We start from the raw sequence: 17,172 nt of genomic DNA, 5'->3' as shown, positions 1-17,172 counted from the left end.
TGACTCATTACATCAATCATCAAATAAACTCTGTTCTTTGTGATGATTAATGAATTTATTGTTTCTTACATTAAGGTTATTCATAGGGTCATTTTTCTTAATAAAGCGTTTGATTTTATTATTGCTCTCATAAACAAAAATCAAATCATTTTCATTCTTGTATTTATTTGCTAAAATCTCATCATCATATGCTTCAAAAGGCACATTCTTACCATAAACATTGATTCCAAACTCTATGAGCTTATCCTTTGCTTTAATAAGCTCTTTCTTTTGTTTTGAAATCACCATTTTATCTTTGTAGTTTCTATATGCCTTAATATCGCAAAAATCCTTAAAACTTAAAATCTTTTTATCGGGAAAACTCGTTAAAAATCTTACTAAATCTTGTGCCACCAAAGAATTTAAATTGATAAGAATTTTTGATAAATCATCATCATAAGAAAGAGTGGATTCAGTTTCAAGTTTTTTAATATATTCTCTACGAACTGTTAGCACAAATACAGATACAATTATCCCATTTTCTTTTGTAATACGTTCTACAGAATCAAACATTAAAATCCCTTTATCTATTTGCGTAATTGTTTTTTTGTCTTTGTCTTCTATATTTTGTGTGAAAGCTAAATCATACGCAAAACGAGAAATTTCTGTAAATTTTTGTTTTAACCAAGAGTAATTATTAGAATTCTTATTGAGATATTGTTTTAAAAATTTATAAGGTTCTAATCTTACTTCCATATCCCAAAAATTTTCTTGGTATTTTTTAATCACACTAGTTTCTACATTTTTTTGATATATAAAAACAAAGCATCCAAAATATTTCTATGTGTTTGTGTCAGTAAATAATTTTTTAAACTGATAACATAAGAAGAGTCGTTTGCACCCGTCATTTTAAAATCTATTTTATTATCATTTTCTTTAAATACTTTGTAAAAATTAGTATCAACAAGCTTTCGTGAACTTAAATAAAAAACACCTCTATTTTCATTCATTGTTACATAACCTTCTGCTAATTCATTAACACTTACAGCGGATATGTCTTTTTTATTGATAATCTCTAAAGTGTTAGAATCAATACTATTAGCTCTGATATTTTTAATTAAAGGTTCATCAATATTAGAATTTTGTAATACTTTGATTGTTTTTTGAAATTCCCCAGCATTAATATTATTATCTTTTAAAACTTCAAGTAATCGATAGGTGGTAGAATTTTTATCCTCTCCTTTTTCAAATGAAAGTTTATAAACCAGTCTAGGAGCATTTATAATCACGGAACTCCCCATTATGCTTTCACCTTTTTTATCGAGGTGATGAATAAGTAAAATAGCTTGATTGTTTTTAATTGTAATATGTGTTAAGACATTGAAAAAATTTTGCACATCGTTTTGGTTGTTTTGGTCTTTAAAGCCAAAATAGGAAAAGAAAGCACTAAAAGTGTCCAAAACAATTAAATCACAATCTTCAAGACATTCTAATTCTTTAGAAAGATTTTCTTGTGGATTTAATTTTTTATTTAAAATAGGCAAATCATTAGAAAATTCAAAATCATTCATCGCAAAAGGATAAAAGCTATGAATGTTTTTGATTCTGTCTAAAAGAGAATTGTTTCTATCCTCTAAACTCCAAAAAAAAGGTTTATAACCCTCATTTAAAGCATTAGCACAAACTTTTAAGGCTAAAAAAGATTTACCCATTTCACTTTTACCACAAAGCAAAGTTAAAGAACTAAGCTCCATTCTTAAAGTATTTTCGCAAATGATTTTAAATTCTTCATTATTGAATAAACTTAAAGTATCAATGGCTTTTCTAACAGGCATAATAAATTCTCCCTTATTTTTATAAAAGTTGCTAAGTTTATAATAGTCTCTAAATTCTCTAAATTTATTAAAACTTGCAAATGAAATTCACAGCATTATTTGGGCTGTATCTTACACTTCTGGTATGTCTTTGGCTGGAATTTTCATCTATTTTTTAAATGTTCAAACGGCTTTTTTGTTTGATTGTTTTTTACTTGGGATGGGAATTTTATTTTTATTAAATCTTAAAATCAATGATTTTAAAAATGAAGCCACACAGCAAATGGGAGCTATGATTAAAGAGGGATTTTTATATGTCTTTAAAAATAAAACCATTTTTCATTTAATCTTACTCCATGCTTTTTTAGGACTTACTGCCTATGAAGCCTTAGTGACTCTTTTAGCAAAACATAGTTATAAAGAGCTTTTGAGTGCGAGTTTGGTCATAGGTTTTTTAAATGCCGTACGTGCTCTTGCTTTGATGGTTTCTCCTATGATTTTAAGTCCTTTTATCAATGAAAAAACCACAGGATATTTGTATTTTGGACAAGGATTTGGAATTTTATTTTGGGCTTTAACTCAATTTAATTTTTATCTTTCTTTTTTAGGGCTTTTGGCTGCAGGGTTTTGCACATCATCACTTTGGTCCTATACTTATACCATGATTCAAAAAAATAGCGATAAGAAATACTATGGACGCGTTATAGCCTATACGGATATGATTTTCCTTAGTTTTAGTGCTATGATTTCGATTTTGGTGGGTGTGCTTTTTGATTGGGGTTTGGGCTTAAATTTAATCACGGCTTTACTTGGAATGGCTTTTATTTTTGCAGGTCTTTATTGGACTTGGTTTTATAAAAATCATTTAAATTAGTCTTTGATGATAATATTTTTTAATTCCCTAAAATAAAATAAATTAATCCCATTATCATACATATAATCAAGCTTCATGCCATGAGCTTTTAAGATGGTATCCACTATATAAAGCCCTAAACCGAAGCTGTCTTTTTGTTTAGAACCTTGAGTGAAGGCTTGAGTGTAGTATTCTAAAGAATTATTCAATTCATCACCCAAATTTTTAAAACAAATGAAGTCTTCGCTGATATCAATTTGTAAAAAATGGTTTTTAGAATGTTTTAAACCATTATCTATCATATTTTTAATCGCCGTGGTAAAGAGTTTAAAATCCACATTCACAAAAAAACTTTCAGCGATGAGTATCTTTAAATTTTTATCATCACTCATTGCAATCTCTTTAGCTTCATCTAAAATATCTAAGATATTGTATTTTTTGCGGTTGATAAAGGCTGCTCCGGAAGTGATTTGTTCAATGGCTGCAAATTCATTGATAAGAATTTCAAGCCGCGTAAAAACTCCATTTAAACGTTCTTTATATTTATTATCTTCTATCATTTCAAGAGTTAAAAGTCCCTTTGTAATGGGAGTTTTAAGCTCGTGCATGATATTGCGTAAGAAGAATTGACGCGATTGATTGAGTTTTTTAATCTGCGTTGTAGCCTCGTAAAAGGCTTCTGAAACCTGTGAAATTTCATCAACGCCTGTGCTGACATTTTCAATATCATCGAGTTTGCCTTGAGCAAATTTATCGATTTGTTTTTTTAAATTTCTTAAAGGTTTAAGCTTTCTTAAGATAAATATATAAAGCAAGATAAGAATACAAATCACCGCAGCTGCAATGGTTTTAAAGATATAATAGCGATAAAATTGAAAATCTTCATCTTTATAAAGATGAATTTTGCCTTCATAAATCACATTAAGATAATTATAATTTTTATAATAAATCAGCTCTATGACACCTTGAAGAATATTTTTATTTCTTATATCTCCATCGTTAATTTCTGCCCTTGCTATAACCTCACCCCCGGATAAAACCCTGCGAATTTCTTTTGGTTGCGTGATTTGATTGAGTTTATTGTAATTTTTTGTTCTTTCTTGAAAGGCTTTATCATCGATTTGATGGGCTAAATTTGAAAGTCTTGCAATACCTATAAGAGAATATTTCGCATCAAGTTCTTTAGAATAATTTTGTTGATCATAAGCAATCAACCATAAAAAAGCGAGTATAACACTCACTCCTGCAAAAATAAAAATAAAAGTGATGGTATAAAAAATCGAAGCCCTATTCATTGAGTAAGCTTATACCCTATACCTCGTATAGAATGTATGTATTTTGGTGTTTTTGGGTCATCTCCCATTTTTTGACGCACACGAGAAATGATAACATCAATGCTTTTATTGCTAGAATCCTCGCTGATTGAAGAGCAATTATATACAAGTTCTTCGCGACTGACCACCCCCCCTTCCTTTTTGATAAGATAGCTTAAAATATCAAATTCAGCATTTGTGAGTGTTAGTTCTTGTCCTTTCATTGTGATGATATGTTTATATTGGTCATAAACTAAATCTTTAATGCTTTTTGCAATCGCATTTTTAGTGTTTGAAATGCGTCTTAGATGGCTTTTAATCCTTGCTTGAAGTTCTTTAGGATTATAAGGTTTTGGTAAATAATCATCAGCTCCAAGCTCTAAGGCATTAACTTTATCGCTAATATCGTGTCTTGCACTTGAGATGATGATAGGAGTGTCGTATTTTTTACGAATTTCTTCACAAACTTCAAGTCCATCCAGACCCGGCAAAGAAAGATCAAGGATTATGAGTTGATATTCTTTTAAAGCAAGTTTTGAAAGCCCTATATATGGCTCATGTGCTATATCCACTTCCATGTCAAATTGTTCTAAATATTCTTTTGTAATCTCTGCTAGTTCTAAATCATCTTCTATCATAAGAATGTTTGTCATTTTAATCCTTTTATTTTAATAAAAGCTAATTTTAAGCTAAAATTTCTAATGAAAAGAAATTCTAGCTCATTTTTCATTTTAACACAATCAAAGTAACAAAACCACCGCGATAAACCCAAATTTTTACAAAATCTTTTTTATTAACTTTTTTGAGTGCCTCGTCTAATTCTTCTAAATTTTTAATTTCATTCTGCCCTACACCAATGATAATATCGCCTTTTTTAAAACCCGCTTCTTGTGCTTTACTCTTATCTTTAACATTTTCAATAAAAACACCATTTGTATCATTTGAGAGTCCCAGACGATTTTTTAAATTCGCATCCAAGGTCCTTAAACTTAATCCCTCGATGATATCCTCTTTAGTATCTTTGGTTTCTTTATCACTTTTTAGAATAAAGCTGACTTCTTTGATGGCTCCATCCCTTTCATAGCTTAAATTGATTTTTTGATTAGGCTCGAGTGTGCCGATATAATTTTTAAGATCATTTGGAGTTTTGATGATTTTATCATTGACTTTTATCACCAAATCCCCTCTTTTAAGCCCTGCTTCATCAGCTGATGAGCCTTTTTGAACATCTGTAATCAAAGCACCTTCTCCATTTTTATAAGCCTTTTTCGTATCTCCTGCTAAGGCTACGATAGTCACCCCTAAAAATCCTCTTTCTATCTTGCCTTTTTCAATGAGTTTCTTAGCGACATCTTTGACCATATTTGAAGGAATGGCAAAGCCTATGCCATTGTTTCCTCCTCCGCGTGAGAGTATAGCTGAATTAATCCCTACTAAGGCTCCACGCGTATCTACGAGTGCTCCACCTGAATTTCCCGGATTGATTGAAGCATCGGTTTGAATGAAATTTTCATACTGATTTAAGCCTATATTATCTTTGTTTAATGCTGAAATGATACCACTTGTTACACTAAAACCAACTCCAAAAGGATTTCCTAAAGCAAAAACCACGTCTCCTTCCATTAAATCATCTGAATTTGAAAAACTTATTGCCGAAAGATTATTTGCTTCAATTTTAATCACCGCTAAGTCTGTTTTAGGGTCTTTTCCTATAAGCTTAGCTTTGTACTCTGTATCACTTTGAGGTAAATTCACAGAAATATTATCCGCATCATCGACAACATGGTTATTTGTTACGATATAGCCATCTTTAGAAATGATGACACCAGAACCCAAAGAACTAATCACCTCTTTATCATCTTTAAATCCTCTTCTTTGCGGAGCATCAAAATCAAAAAATTGCTTAAAATAAGGGTCATTAAAAAAATCATCCAAAGGGCTTGGAATGTTTGCTCTTGTGATAGTTTTTGAAGTGGATATATTAACAACAGATTTTTTAGCTTCTTTAATTGAGTCATGATAGGATAATATGATATTATTTCCTGCTGCTGGATTGACGCGTTCAATTTTAGAATCAGCCTCGTTAAAACTAATATTTGCCGCAAATAAAACACTCGCTAAACTAAGAAGCATGAGATGTTTTTTCATTATTTACTCCTTTAAATTTCAATAAATAATTACATAAGCTCTTATGTAAATGATAGTATAAAACTAAAAATTTACAAATTTGTAAATGAAAACTTGAGCGTAAAAAAATTATTAAACTTGATTGACACAGGCTAAAGTTTTTGATACAATATTTATATAAAAATTTTTAAGGAAATTAAATAATGAGTAATAGTCTATATGAAACCTTAGGTGTATCTAAAAATGCAAGTGCCGATGAGATTAAAAAAGCTTATCGTCGCTTAGCAAGAAAATATCACCCCGATATTAATAAAGAAAAAAATGCCGAAGAAAAATTCAAAGAAATTAACGCAGCTTATGAAGTTTTAAGCGATGAGAAAAAACGTGCTCAATATGATCAATACGGCGATAGCATTTTTGGCGGACAGAGTTTTCACGATTTTACGCGAGGTGCTGGAGCTGGAGGCATTAATTTGGATGAAATTTTCAGTCAATTTTTTGGAGCAAATGCAAGCAGTAAAGGATTTAGTTCTCGAGGATTTGGGGGATTTGGAGGTTTTGATGAAGAGGATTTGGATTTGAGTGCAAACATTAGCATTCCTTTTGAAACCGGAATTTTAGGGGGAGAGCATACGATTTATTTTAATAATGAATCGATTAAAATCAAAATTCCTCATGGCATTAAAAGTGGTGAAAAACTAAGGATTCGCGGTAAGGGTAAAAAATCTTATGGAAAAACAGGAGATTTAATCATTAAAGTCAAGCTTGAAGAAAGTGAAATTTATCAAAGAGATGAAGATGATTTGATTCGCACTTTTGATATTTCTTTAAGAACAGCCCTTTTTGGTGGTAAAATTAACGTTGTAACTCCTAGAAAAGAAGTGAGTGTAAAAATTCCTCCTAATTCGAAAAATGGACAAAAAATTCGTCTTAAAGGATACGGAGTGCAAAACCGCAAAAGCGATATTTATGGAGATTTATATTTAGTTTTAAATATTATTTTACCACATACTGAAAGTTTGGATTCAAATTTGCTTAAAGATTTAGAAGAAAAATTACCAAAGGATTAAAAATGCAACAAAATTATGATGAACCCCTTTATTTAATCAGTGTCGTAGCCAAAGTGTTAAGTATCCATCCTCAAACCCTTAGACAATACGAAAGAGAAGGATTGATAGAACCAAGCAGAACCGATGGAAAAATCAGGCTTTATTCTCAAAGGGATATTGATCGCATTAAACTTATATTAAGACTCACTCGTGATATGGGCGTGAATTTAGCAGGAGTTGATGTGATTTTAAAGCTTAAAAATCAACTTCAAGAATTTGAAATTTTAATTGATGAACTTCGTTTAGAACTAAGCAAAAATAAAAACAAAGGAGAATCAAAGGCTGTTGTTAAGCATAAAAATAGTTTTGATTTGATTTTTTATGAGAAGCATTAAATGGTGAATTTTCTACAAGTTTTCTTAATCGCCGTTTCAAGTGCTGTTATTTTAAATGTCTTTTTAAAGAGATTTGAACTGCCTACAATCATAGGCTACATACTCACAGGCATCATTTTGTCGCAAATTTATCATTTTAATGTTGATGATGGATTTTTACACATTGCTGAATTTGGTATAGTTTTTTTAATGTTTAGCATAGGACTTGAATTTTCTTTAAAACACCTTATGACGATGAAAAAAGAAGTGTTTTTAAATGGTAGTTTGCAGATGTTAAGCTGTGGGCTTGTTTTTACTCTATTTGTAATGGCGATTTTAGGACTTGTTGATAAAAGTGCTTTTGTAGTGGGTTTTGCTCTAGCTCTTTCTTCTACGGCTGTTGTATTAAAAATTCTTAATGATAATGGAGATATTAATGAACAATACGGCAGAAAAGCTTTAGGAATTTTACTTTTTCAAGATATTGCGGTCATTCCTTTGCTTTTGCTTGTGGATCTTTTTTCATCTAATGATGCAAACATTTCTCAACTCTTGCTTACAACTTTTGTGAGTGCAGTTATTTTAATTGCTTTGCTTTATTTTATAGGAAAATATCTTGTAGATACAATTTTTCGCTTTGTCATACGCTCAAATTCGCAAGAAATTTTTATTCTTACTATACTTTTTATGGTGATTGGAGCAAGTTTTTTAGCTCATAAATTTGGCTTTTCTTATTCTTTAGGGGCTTTTATTGCTGGAGTACTCATTGCTGAAACAGAATATAAGCATAAGATTGAAGCGGATTTGGCTCCTTTTAGAGATTTGCTTTTAGGACTCTTTTTTATCACTATGGGAATGCAAATTCAATTTCAAATTGTTTTTGAAAATTGGCTTTTGGTTTTAATTTTAATTTGTATTGTTTGTCTTTTTAAATTAGGTATAGTTTTTGGTCTTTTACTTGTTTATAATAATAAAAGAATCGCCCTAAAAACAGCTCTTAGCATTGCTCAAATTGGTGAATTTTCTTTAGCGATTTTTTCACTTTTACAAACTCGCAATATGATTGATATAAAAACCTCGCAAATTCTTATTGTTGTGGCTATTATCACTATGATTATCACGCCTTTTATTCTTAATAATATGCGTAAAATTGCTAATATCTTTGAAGATACAAGTTTAAATTCAAACACGCAAATTCCCGTGCAAAATTTACAAAAAAAGCCTAAAAATCACTATATTATCTTTGGTTATGGTCGCTTAGGACAAGAGGTTGTGCAAAGGATTAAAATGATAGGAGTGCCTTATTTGGTACTTGAAAGTGATTTAAATTTGGTTGAACTTGGCATCAGTAGAGGTGAAAATGTGCATTATGCAAGTGCAGCTCAAGAAGAAACTCTAAAGATTGCAAATATAGAAGAATGTGCAGCGGCTATCATTACAATCACTAATGAAGCAAAGCTTGAAATGCTGTGCGGAATCCTAGCGGGTCTTAAAAAGCCCATTGATATAATCATTCGTGTTGATGGAAACTTTGAAAAAGTCTTTTTTTCAAGTATCGATGAACATATACGCATCGTGCGTACAGAAAAGGTCTTAGCTAAAGATTTAGTCCAAGAGGCTTTAGAATGTGTGATTAACAAAAATTAAAGAGTGTGTTTTGTCAAAAGATTATCAGAAAAAAATGCGTATTAAATATCTTAGAAAATTAGAAAAATTTGCTCATTGTGCAAACGCAATCCTTAAAAAAGAAGATTTTAATGCGAGTCAATTTAGGGAAAGAATGCTTAAAAATTCTCAAATTTTTGAAAAAAATTGTGAATTGAATTTGCATTCAAGTTATACAAAGGCTTTAGAAGATTTTGTAAAAGCTTGTCTTGATTTTTCTAAAGAAAAAGATGAACTTATAAGTCTTGCAAATGCTCTTGATAAACAAAGAAAACAAAGTGAAAAAAAAGAAAAATATAAAAATTATTTAAGGGAATATGAATGATTAATGTGTTTTTTGATATGGATGGAACCTTAATTGATAGTGCCAATGCCATCAGTGCAGCGGTGAATGAGATAAGAAAAGAGCTTAAACTCAATCCCCTTTCAAGACAAGTTATTTTAGACATTATCAACACTCCAGGCATGGATTGGGCTAAAGAGCTTTATAATATTGATGATTTTCACAATTCAAGTTTTAAAGAAGGCTTTGAAAAATACTTCATCAAGCATTATGAAGAGAGTGTTGTTTTATTTGATGAGATTATAGATTTATTAGAATTTTTAAAGGAAAAAAAATGCTATCTTGCCATTGCGACAAATGCTCCTCAAAGCTCTTTAAATAAAATTCTATCTCGGCATAATATTATAAAATATTTTGATAAAATTTTAGGCGTAAGTTTAGGAATTGAACCAAAACCTCACCCGATGATGCTTAATTTACTCAAACAAGAAGCACCCTATGATTTGAGTGTTTTTATAGGAGACAGCCAAAAAGACAAAGAATGTGCTAAAAACGCAAATATTCCTTATTATCACGCTCGGTGGTATCAAAAAGACTTAAAAGCCGACGAATTTAGCACAGCAAGGGAACTTAAAAAATTATTAGAAAAACATTTATAGCTTTTTTATCAATTATGCGTTAAAATTAGCAAAAAATTTAATCCAAAGAGTAAAAATGAGCGAATTATTGATAGAAATTGGTGTTGAAGAGCTTCCGGCAGTGCCTTTATTAAAGGAACTTCCAAATATAGAAAATAAATGGCAAAACATTTTAAAAGATTATCGTTTGCAGAGCGAATTCAAGTTTTATTATACCCCCAGACGCCTTGTTTTTTGGAGTGAAACCTTCCCTAAAGAGCAAAGCAAAACTCTAAGCGAATTTATAGGAGCACCTAAAAATATAGCCTATAAAGACGGCAAACTGACTGCTGCAGGTATGAGTTTTTTGCGAAAAGCAGGGATTAGTGAAGAAGAATTAAGCTTTAAAGAAACCAAAGGTCAAGAAGTCTTATATCATCAAAAAGAACTTGAAGGTAAAAAAAGTTGTGAAATTTTAGGTCTAATCATAGAAAATTTCTTAAAAAGTCTTAATTTTGGTAAAAGTATGCGTTGGGGAGCAAATTTTTTTGAATTCATTCGTGCTATACGCTCTTGCGTCTGTGTTTTAGATGATGAACTTGTAGAATTTGAGCTTTATGGGGTAAAAAGTGCTAAAAAAACTTTTGTACACAGAAGCGTAAGTTATGATTTAAAGGAATTTAAAAGCATTAAGGATTATTTTAAACTTTTAGAAGAAAATTTTGTTATACTTGATCCCGAAACAAGAAAAACAAAAATCTTAAATGAATTTAAATTAATCGAAGCTAAGGAAAATTTAAGTATTGCCAAAGATGAAGAGCTTTTAGCCGAAGTTATAGCTATCACTGAATATCCTAATGCTTTACTTGGCAGTTTTAAGAAAGATTATCTTGAAATTCCAAGCGAGGTTATCATCACTTCAATGAGAGAGAATCAACGTTATTTTGCACTTTTTAATTCAAAGGGCTTAGACAATCATTTCATCGTTGTTAGCAATGCAGTGTGTGAGGATTATTCTAAAATCATTTATGGTAATGAAAGGGTTTTAAGAGCCAGACTTAGCGATGCGATGTTTTTTTATAAAAATGACTTAGAAACAGGTTTAAATCCTGAAAATCTTTCTAAAATCACATATTTAGAAGGGCTTGGCACACTTAAAGATAAAAGCGAGAGGGAAAAATTCATTGCTATGATTTTATGCCAATTGTATCAAAATGAAAAAAAAGACGCACTTTGCAAAGCTATCACTTATGCAAAGGCGGATTTAAGCACTCAAATGGTTTATGAATTTACAAATTTACAAGGCATTATGGGTTCTTATTATGCTCAAAAAATGGGATTGAGTTATGAAATTTGTCTTGCAATTAAAGAACAGTATTTGCCAAATTCTGAATCCTCGCCCCTGCCAAGTACGGAATTTTCTAGCATAGTCGCACTTGCAAACAAGCTTGATACACTCTTAGCACTTTTTAGCTTAGGTAAAATTCCAAGTGGCACGAAGGATCCTTATGCTTTAAGAAGAGCGGCAAGTGGAATGATAAAAATCGTTTTAAATTTAGGCAAAAATTTTGATTTAGATCTTTTATTTCAAAAACTAAAATCTCAATATAAAAATTTTGATTTGCAAATTTTAAAAGATTTTATCTTTGAAAGGCTTTATACTTTTTATGAGGCGAATGCTTCTTTTATCAAGGCTGTTTTGAGTTCAAAAAATGCAGATTTAATCCATATTGACACAGCCATTAAAGCTTTGATAGAGCTGAGTCAAAAAGAAAATTTTAATGAAAATTTGAGCACTTTTAAAAGATTAGCGAATATCGCTGTGAATCCAAATTTTAAAATCTCTCCAACTCTTTTTAAAAATGCTGCTGAAAATAAGCTTTATGAAGAATTTAAAAAGAGTTTAAACACTCAAAACCTTAAAGAAAGATTACAAAATTTATTTGCTTTAAAGCCTTTTATTGATGAATTTTTTGATAAAGTGATGATTAATGTAGAAGATGAAGAACTTAGAAAAAACCGCCAAGCTCTCATTTTTAGCATTTATGAGGAATTTTTAAACATTGCAGATATTAAGGAGCTTAGTCTATGAGAATTTTTATCTTATTTTTTCTTATATTCTTCGCTTTTGCAGATGAAAGAATAGGATTGATTAGGGGGCAAAGTCTTTTTTTGGAGCTTGATAAAAAAGATCTTATTGAGGTTAAAACTAAGGATAAAAAGCTTAGTTTTTTCACGCATCCTAAGAACAAAGATAAAATTGTCGCCCTTTTTACTCTTCCTTACAAAAATCCTCCAAAAATCACTCAAATCACCGCAGTTTATAAGGATAGAAGTGAAATTTTCATGATTGATAGCTTAGAAGGAGATTATAAAAGCGAAAAATTGCAAGTTGAGCCTAAAAAACTCTTTCCACCAAAATCCGTTCAAAGTAGGATAGAACAAGAGCTTAAAGAAGCCAATGCTGTGTATTCTAGCGTAACAAGAGAAGTTTTGTTTGATGGAGTTTTTAAAATTCCTATGGATAGTTTTATCACAAGTGCTTTTGGCAAGGCTCGAGTATTTAATGAAAAAGTTGCAAGCTATCACAGCGGGACAGATTTTAGAGCTGCAGTAGGAACTCCTGTTAGGGCTTCAAATTCAGGCGTGGTTAGGATTGCAAAGGAACGTTATTATGCTGGAAATTCAGTTGTCATTGATCATGGATATGGCATTTACTCGCAATATTATCATCTTTCACACATTAAGGTTAAAATTGGACAAAAGGTTAAAAAAGGTGATGTTATAGGGCTTAGCGGGGCTACGGGCAGAGTGAGCGGACCTCATTTGCATTTTGGAATTTTTGCAGCAAAAAATCAAGTTGATCCTTTGGATTTTATCGCTAAATTCAATCGTCTTTTTCAATGAAATTGAGTGAATTTTTTAGGCTTTGGGTGGAAAATTATTATCAAAACATTGCCTTAATCGGAAAAAAAGGAGATTTTTTTACCGCTGTAAGCGTAGGGAATTTGTTTGGAACTTTGTTGGCAAAACATTTTTTAACTTTGATTGATAAAAAGATTTTAACCCCGCCCTTACAAGTTATTGAAATAGGAGCCAATGAAGGCTATTTGAGCAGGGATTTTTTAAGTGCTTTGATGGAATTTAGACCTGAAATTTTTAAAGACCTTGAATTTTTTATTATCGAACCTTACGAAAAATTAAGGGCTTTGCAGAGAAAAACCTTACAAGATTGTGAATTGATCCATAAAAATTCTTTGCAAGATTGTGAATTTAGCAATGCTTATATCTTCTGTAATGAGCTATTTGACAGCTTTTCTTGTGAGTTAATCAACGGAAAAACTATGGCTTTTGTCGATGATGATTTTAAACTTTATTTTGCACCAAGTGATGAGAAAATTCAAAAAGAATGCGAAGAATTAGGACTTAAAATAGGAGAATTAAGCCAAGAGTTAAATCTTTTTTTTAAACAGCTTGATAAAGCTTGTAAGAGCTTTGTTTTGAGTGGATTTGATTATGGAGTTTTAAAGCCTGATAAATTGAGTTTAAGAATTTATCAAAAACACGAGGTTTTTGACCCTTTTAAACTCGATTTGAAAAAATTTTTTGGCAAGAGTGATTTGACCTATAATGTCAATTTTACGCATTTATTAAAGCTCATTAAGGATTATAATTTCAAACTTTTAGCCTTTGAAAAACAAAGTCAAGCTTTGAGTAAATTTGATTTTGAAGAGGTGTTAAATCACACAAAAAACAAAAATATACAGAGCTATGAGAATTTTCTTTCACAAGCAAAAAGATTGTTTTTTGGCTTTGATGATAAATTTCATTTTTTTGAATTTCAAAAAATCTAAAATTCTATATTTTTAAGTTTTGCAAGGCAAACTCCCTCTCTTAAACCCTCATCAATGACGATAAGTTCTTGCTTTTCAAATAAAGCATAGAGCAAAAAACAACCCGCTACTATATAATTTTTGCGTGAATTTCCTACGAATTTTCTTGCCTCATTTTCACTCATATTCCAAAGTTTTATGCCAAATTTTAAAAAATCATTAGCACAAAGTTTTTTTCCATTAATCTTTGTAAAATCATAATTTTCATAATTTAATCCTAGTTTTAATGCACATATACTTGTAGGAACTCCTGAATTTAAGACGATTCTTCGCGTTTTTAGCCTCAAAAGCTCTTGTTTAATCTCTCTAAGTTCTTCAAAAGCCTTAAAAGCTAAGGCACAAAGCCTTTTATCTTGGATTAAAAAATGAATTTTAAGCTTTTTATCTTTTATTTTTCGAATGAATGCAGAATGTTTTTTTACATCAATCGTTTTAAGTTGCGATTTTTGATTAAAATTTTTTTGATTTTTTTCATAAAAAGTAATGATTCCAAAATCAAAACTTTTAAAACTATCCCTAAAAGACAGCTCACAAGAAGCTCCTCCTAAATCACAATAAGCAAATTCCTGTTTTAATCCCAAATTCAAAAGTCCTCTTTTCATCCCTAATACGCTAAGTTTAGCTTCAGTTTTTGCATCAATGATTTTAAAACTAGCTCCAAATTCCTCTCTTAAATCCTCGAAAATTTTTTGAGCATTACTCGCCTTTCTAAATGCCGCAGTTGCCACAATAATCGCATCTTTAAGTGCGTATTTTAAAGCCAAAGTGCCTAAAGCTTTTCTTAAATTTAAAATGGCTTCATCACCTATTTTTCCACTTGTATTGAGATTTTTTGCTGCACCGATGATGAATTCATATTCTGCAATTTTTTTAAAATTTGTATCCATATAAACTGCTCTTAAAGTATTTGAGCCAATATCTATGCCTAACATAAGCTTCCTTAATTAAAATTTAGAGTATAATAGCAAAAATTTTTAAAGGAAAAAAATGACTTTAGGTGTAAATATCGACCATATCGCTGTTTTAAGGGAGGCTCGAAAGGTTAATGACCCTGACCTTTTAGAAGCGGCTTTGTATTGTGCTCATTTTTGTGAGCAAATTACCATTCATGTCAGAGAAGATAAAAGGCACACCCATGAAAAAGACCTTGAAAATTTAATTTTATTTTGTAAAATTCCTATCAATTTAGAATGTGCAACTTGTGATGAAATTTTAGATCTCGCCTGCCAATTTAAGCCCTCGCGTGTCACTTTAGTTCCTGAAAAAAGAGAAGAGCTTACCACAGAGGGGGGATTGAATTTAAATCTTGAAAAAATTGAAAAAAGCATTCAAAAACTCAAACTTTGCGATATTGAAGTTTCACTTTTTATCAATCCAAATTTAGAAGATGTGCAAAGGGCTTTTGACTTAAAAGCCGATTTTGTAGAATTTCACACAGGTTTATATGCGAATTTATATAATGCACTTTATTCAAATATCTTGCACACCCCCTATAAAATCAAAGAATTAAATCTCCCTAAAAAAGAGCTTGAAAAAGAATTTCAAAAAGAACTTCAACTCTTAAATCTTTGTGCAAAAAAAGCCCAAAGTTTAGGACTTAAAATCGCCGCTGGACATGGATTAAACTACAAAAATGTTAAAGAACTTGTAAAAATTAAAGAAATTACCGAACTCAACATAGGACAAAGCATAATCGCAAGGTCTGTTTTTGTAGGACTTAAACAAGCTATTTTAGAAATGAAAGCCTTGATTAAAAGATGAAAATAGCTGTGAGTGTGGGCGATATAAACGGAGTGGGCATAGAAATTCTCATCCGCTCTCATAAAGAAATTTCTCAATTTTGTGAGCCCTATTATTTTGTGCATCAAAAACTTTTAAATCAAGCTTTAAAACTTTTGAATTTAAAACTTGAAAACGCCAATTTAGTCGCCTTTTCAAAGGCAGAAAAACAAGAATTTAACTTTGTAAAAAAAGAAAAAAAACTCAATATCTTTTCTTTTACTTCTGCTTTGGAATTTGAGCTTGATTGCGATTTTGAAATTAAGGCAGGTGAAATCGATGAAAAAAGCGGGGCTTATTCTTTTTTGAGCTTTCAAGCAGCAAATCATTTTGTCAAACAACATTACGCAAATGCTTTAGTAACCTTAAGCATTCATAAAAAAGCTTGGGACAAAGCAGGGATTAAATTTAAAGGACACACAGATGCCCTAAGAAGTTTTTATCAAAAAAATGCAATCATGATGCTAGGTTGCAAAGAGCTTTTTGTTGGACTTTTTACCGAACATATCCCCTTAAATCAAGTCAGTCAAAAGATAGAATTTAAGGCTTTAGCGGAATTTTTGAGAGATTTTTACTTACAAACTCGTTTTAAAAAAATCGGGGTTTTAGCTTTCAATCCTCACGCAGGAGATTATGGAGTTATAGGAGGTGAAGAAGAAAAAATCATTACAGAAGCGATACAATTTACAAATGCGTATTTGAATTTTTTACAAAGCGACTTAGAGACTAAAAAAGAGTTTTTAACTTCTATAAAAGAGAATAAAAGGAACAATTTTTATGAAATTTTAGAAAATAAAAAGCTCAAAAAAAAATTGACAGAGAATTTTAAGCAAAAATGTTTTTATTTGCCCTATCCTTTGGTTGCAGATACGGCTTTTACAAAAGATTCCTTAAAGCAATGCAGGCATTTTGTTGCGATGTATCATGATTTAGGTTTAGCCCCTCTTAAAGCTTTGTATTTTGAAAAAAGTGTCAATGTGAGTTTAAATTTACCCATCATTCGCACCAGTGTTGATCACGGAACAGCCTTTGACAAGGCTTATAAAAATGCTAAAATCAATACTAAAAGTTACAAAGAAGCTGTAAATTTTGCCATTTATTTGGCAAAATTGCGTCAAAAACATAATTTTGAAATTTAATCAATACCTCACTAAAAATTGAACAAATTTAACGAGGAAAATTATCTTTTGATTTAAATTTCATTATGATTTTTAAATATTTTTTTAAATCCTTCATTTTTTATTTTTATTGTCGCTTTTTAATCCCATCAAATCATATTTTCAAACTACAATATCATGTCAAACTTGTCTTTTGTGTGATTTTATTTTAAAAAAAATTTAGTCAAACGAGTTTTAAAATCTTATAGCTCAATTTTTTATCTATAAAAATTCCTTTGATTGTAGCAAAATTTTATGTTTATTCCTCA

The 17,172-nt window shown here is 30.6% G+C and carries 14 protein-coding genes and 2 pseudogenes; 11 read left to right on the top strand and 5 right to left on the bottom strand.

The annotated features are described in order from the left end of the window. Positions 1 to 12: 12 nt before the first annotated feature. Positions 13 to 1,814 (bottom strand): annotated as a pseudogene (locus CCUN_RS02120) (AAA family ATPase). A gap of 67 nt (positions 1,815 to 1,881) precedes the next feature. Here CCUN_RS02120 and CCUN_RS02115 point away from each other — a divergent pair. Then, positions 1,882 to 2,667, top strand: a pseudogene (locus CCUN_RS02115) (MFS transporter); the annotation flags it as partial. On the opposite strand, the gene CCUN_RS02110 reads toward CCUN_RS02115, so the two are convergent. The 3 genes from CCUN_RS02110 to htrA all read right to left on the bottom strand — a co-directional run bounded on the left by CCUN_RS02110 (position 2,664) and on the right by htrA (position 6,107). Further along, on the bottom strand, positions 2,664 to 3,941 hold the full coding sequence (locus CCUN_RS02110) for an ArsS family sensor histidine kinase (RefSeq protein WP_027305612.1): 1,278 nt from the start codon (positions 3,939 to 3,941) through the stop codon (positions 2,664 to 2,666). The pseudogene CCUN_RS02115 and the gene CCUN_RS02110 sit on opposite strands and share 4 nt — an antisense overlap. Then, positions 3,938 to 4,612 (bottom strand): response regulator transcription factor, encoded by a 675-nt coding sequence (locus CCUN_RS02105; protein WP_027305611.1) that lies wholly within the window; start codon positions 4,610 to 4,612, stop codon positions 3,938 to 3,940. Before CCUN_RS02105 ends, CCUN_RS02110 begins: the two co-directional genes overlap by 4 nt. 73 nt (positions 4,613 to 4,685) lie before the next feature. After that, positions 4,686 to 6,107 (bottom strand): serine protease HtrA, encoded by a 1,422-nt coding sequence (gene htrA, locus CCUN_RS02100; protein WP_027305610.1) that lies wholly within the window; start codon positions 6,105 to 6,107, stop codon positions 4,686 to 4,688. Between the two features lie 182 nt (positions 6,108 to 6,289). Between htrA and CCUN_RS02095 the strand changes: the two genes are divergently transcribed. From CCUN_RS02095 to CCUN_RS02060, 8 genes are read left to right on the top strand one after another with little or no spacing between them, the layout of a single operon-like run. Continuing rightward, positions 6,290 to 7,156: a DnaJ family protein gene (locus CCUN_RS02095; RefSeq protein WP_027305609.1), complete on the top strand. Its 867-nt coding sequence runs from the start codon at positions 6,290 to 6,292 to the stop codon at positions 7,154 to 7,156. Positions 7,157 to 7,158: 2 nt separating this feature from the next. Beyond that, positions 7,159 to 7,530, top strand: coding sequence for a heat shock protein transcriptional repressor HspR (locus CCUN_RS02090; RefSeq protein ID WP_027305608.1), 372 nt, complete (start codon positions 7,159 to 7,161; stop codon positions 7,528 to 7,530). Further along, positions 7,531 to 9,156 carry a cation:proton antiporter gene (locus CCUN_RS02085; RefSeq protein ID WP_027305607.1) on the top strand — a complete coding sequence of 542 codons (1,626 nt, stop codon included), beginning with the start codon at positions 7,531 to 7,533 and terminating at the stop codon, positions 9,154 to 9,156. A 34-nt stretch (positions 9,157 to 9,190) separates the two neighbouring features. Next, a complete protein-coding gene (locus CCUN_RS02080; RefSeq protein ID WP_415270577.1) occupies positions 9,191 to 9,499 on the top strand; it encodes a hypothetical protein in 309 nt (102 codons plus the stop codon). Beyond that, positions 9,496 to 10,116 (top strand): HAD family hydrolase, encoded by a 621-nt coding sequence (locus tag CCUN_RS02075; RefSeq protein ID WP_027305605.1) that lies wholly within the window; start codon positions 9,496 to 9,498, stop codon positions 10,114 to 10,116. Before CCUN_RS02080 ends, CCUN_RS02075 begins: the two co-directional genes overlap by 4 nt. A gap of 55 nt (positions 10,117 to 10,171) precedes the next feature. After that, entirely contained in the window at positions 10,172 to 12,166 is a 1,995-nt protein-coding gene (gene glyS, locus CCUN_RS02070; protein WP_027305604.1) for a glycine--tRNA ligase subunit beta, read from the top strand. Then, on the top strand, positions 12,163 to 12,981 hold the full coding sequence (gene pgp3 / locus CCUN_RS02065) for a peptidoglycan metallopeptidase Pgp3 (RefSeq protein WP_027305603.1): 819 nt from the start codon (positions 12,163 to 12,165) through the stop codon (positions 12,979 to 12,981). The genes glyS and pgp3 overlap by 4 nt, the downstream gene beginning before the upstream one ends. Further along, entirely contained in the window at positions 12,978 to 13,928 is a 951-nt protein-coding gene (locus CCUN_RS02060) for an SAM-dependent methyltransferase (RefSeq protein ID WP_027305602.1), read from the top strand. The genes pgp3 and CCUN_RS02060 overlap by 4 nt, the downstream gene beginning before the upstream one ends. Here the strand turns inward: CCUN_RS02060 and CCUN_RS02055 are convergent. Then, positions 13,925 to 14,899 carry a Ppx/GppA phosphatase family protein gene (locus tag CCUN_RS02055; protein ID WP_027305601.1) on the bottom strand — a complete coding sequence of 325 codons (975 nt, stop codon included), beginning with the start codon at positions 14,897 to 14,899 and terminating at the stop codon, positions 13,925 to 13,927. The genes CCUN_RS02060 and CCUN_RS02055 overlap by 4 nt on opposite strands. 55 nt (positions 14,900 to 14,954) lie before the next feature. Here CCUN_RS02055 and CCUN_RS02050 point away from each other — a divergent pair, with 55 nt between their 5' ends. Both CCUN_RS02050 and pdxA read left to right on the top strand, forming a co-directional pair. Continuing rightward, positions 14,955 to 15,728, top strand: a complete 774-nt coding sequence (locus CCUN_RS02050; protein ID WP_027305600.1) for a pyridoxine 5'-phosphate synthase — start codon at positions 14,955 to 14,957, stop codon at positions 15,726 to 15,728. Beyond that, complete coding sequence (gene pdxA, locus CCUN_RS02045) at positions 15,725 to 16,885, top strand: 4-hydroxythreonine-4-phosphate dehydrogenase (protein WP_027305599.1); 1,161 nt, start codon at positions 15,725 to 15,727, stop codon at positions 16,883 to 16,885. Before CCUN_RS02050 ends, pdxA begins: the two co-directional genes overlap by 4 nt. The last annotated feature ends 287 nt before the right edge of the window (positions 16,886 to 17,172 follow it).

The organism is Campylobacter cuniculorum DSM 23162 = LMG 24588, assembly GCF_002104335.1.
GTDB classification, from domain to species: Bacteria; Campylobacterota; Campylobacteria; order Campylobacterales; family Campylobacteraceae; genus Campylobacter_D; species Campylobacter_D cuniculorum.
This window is presented reverse-complemented; position numbering and strand designations above follow the sequence as displayed.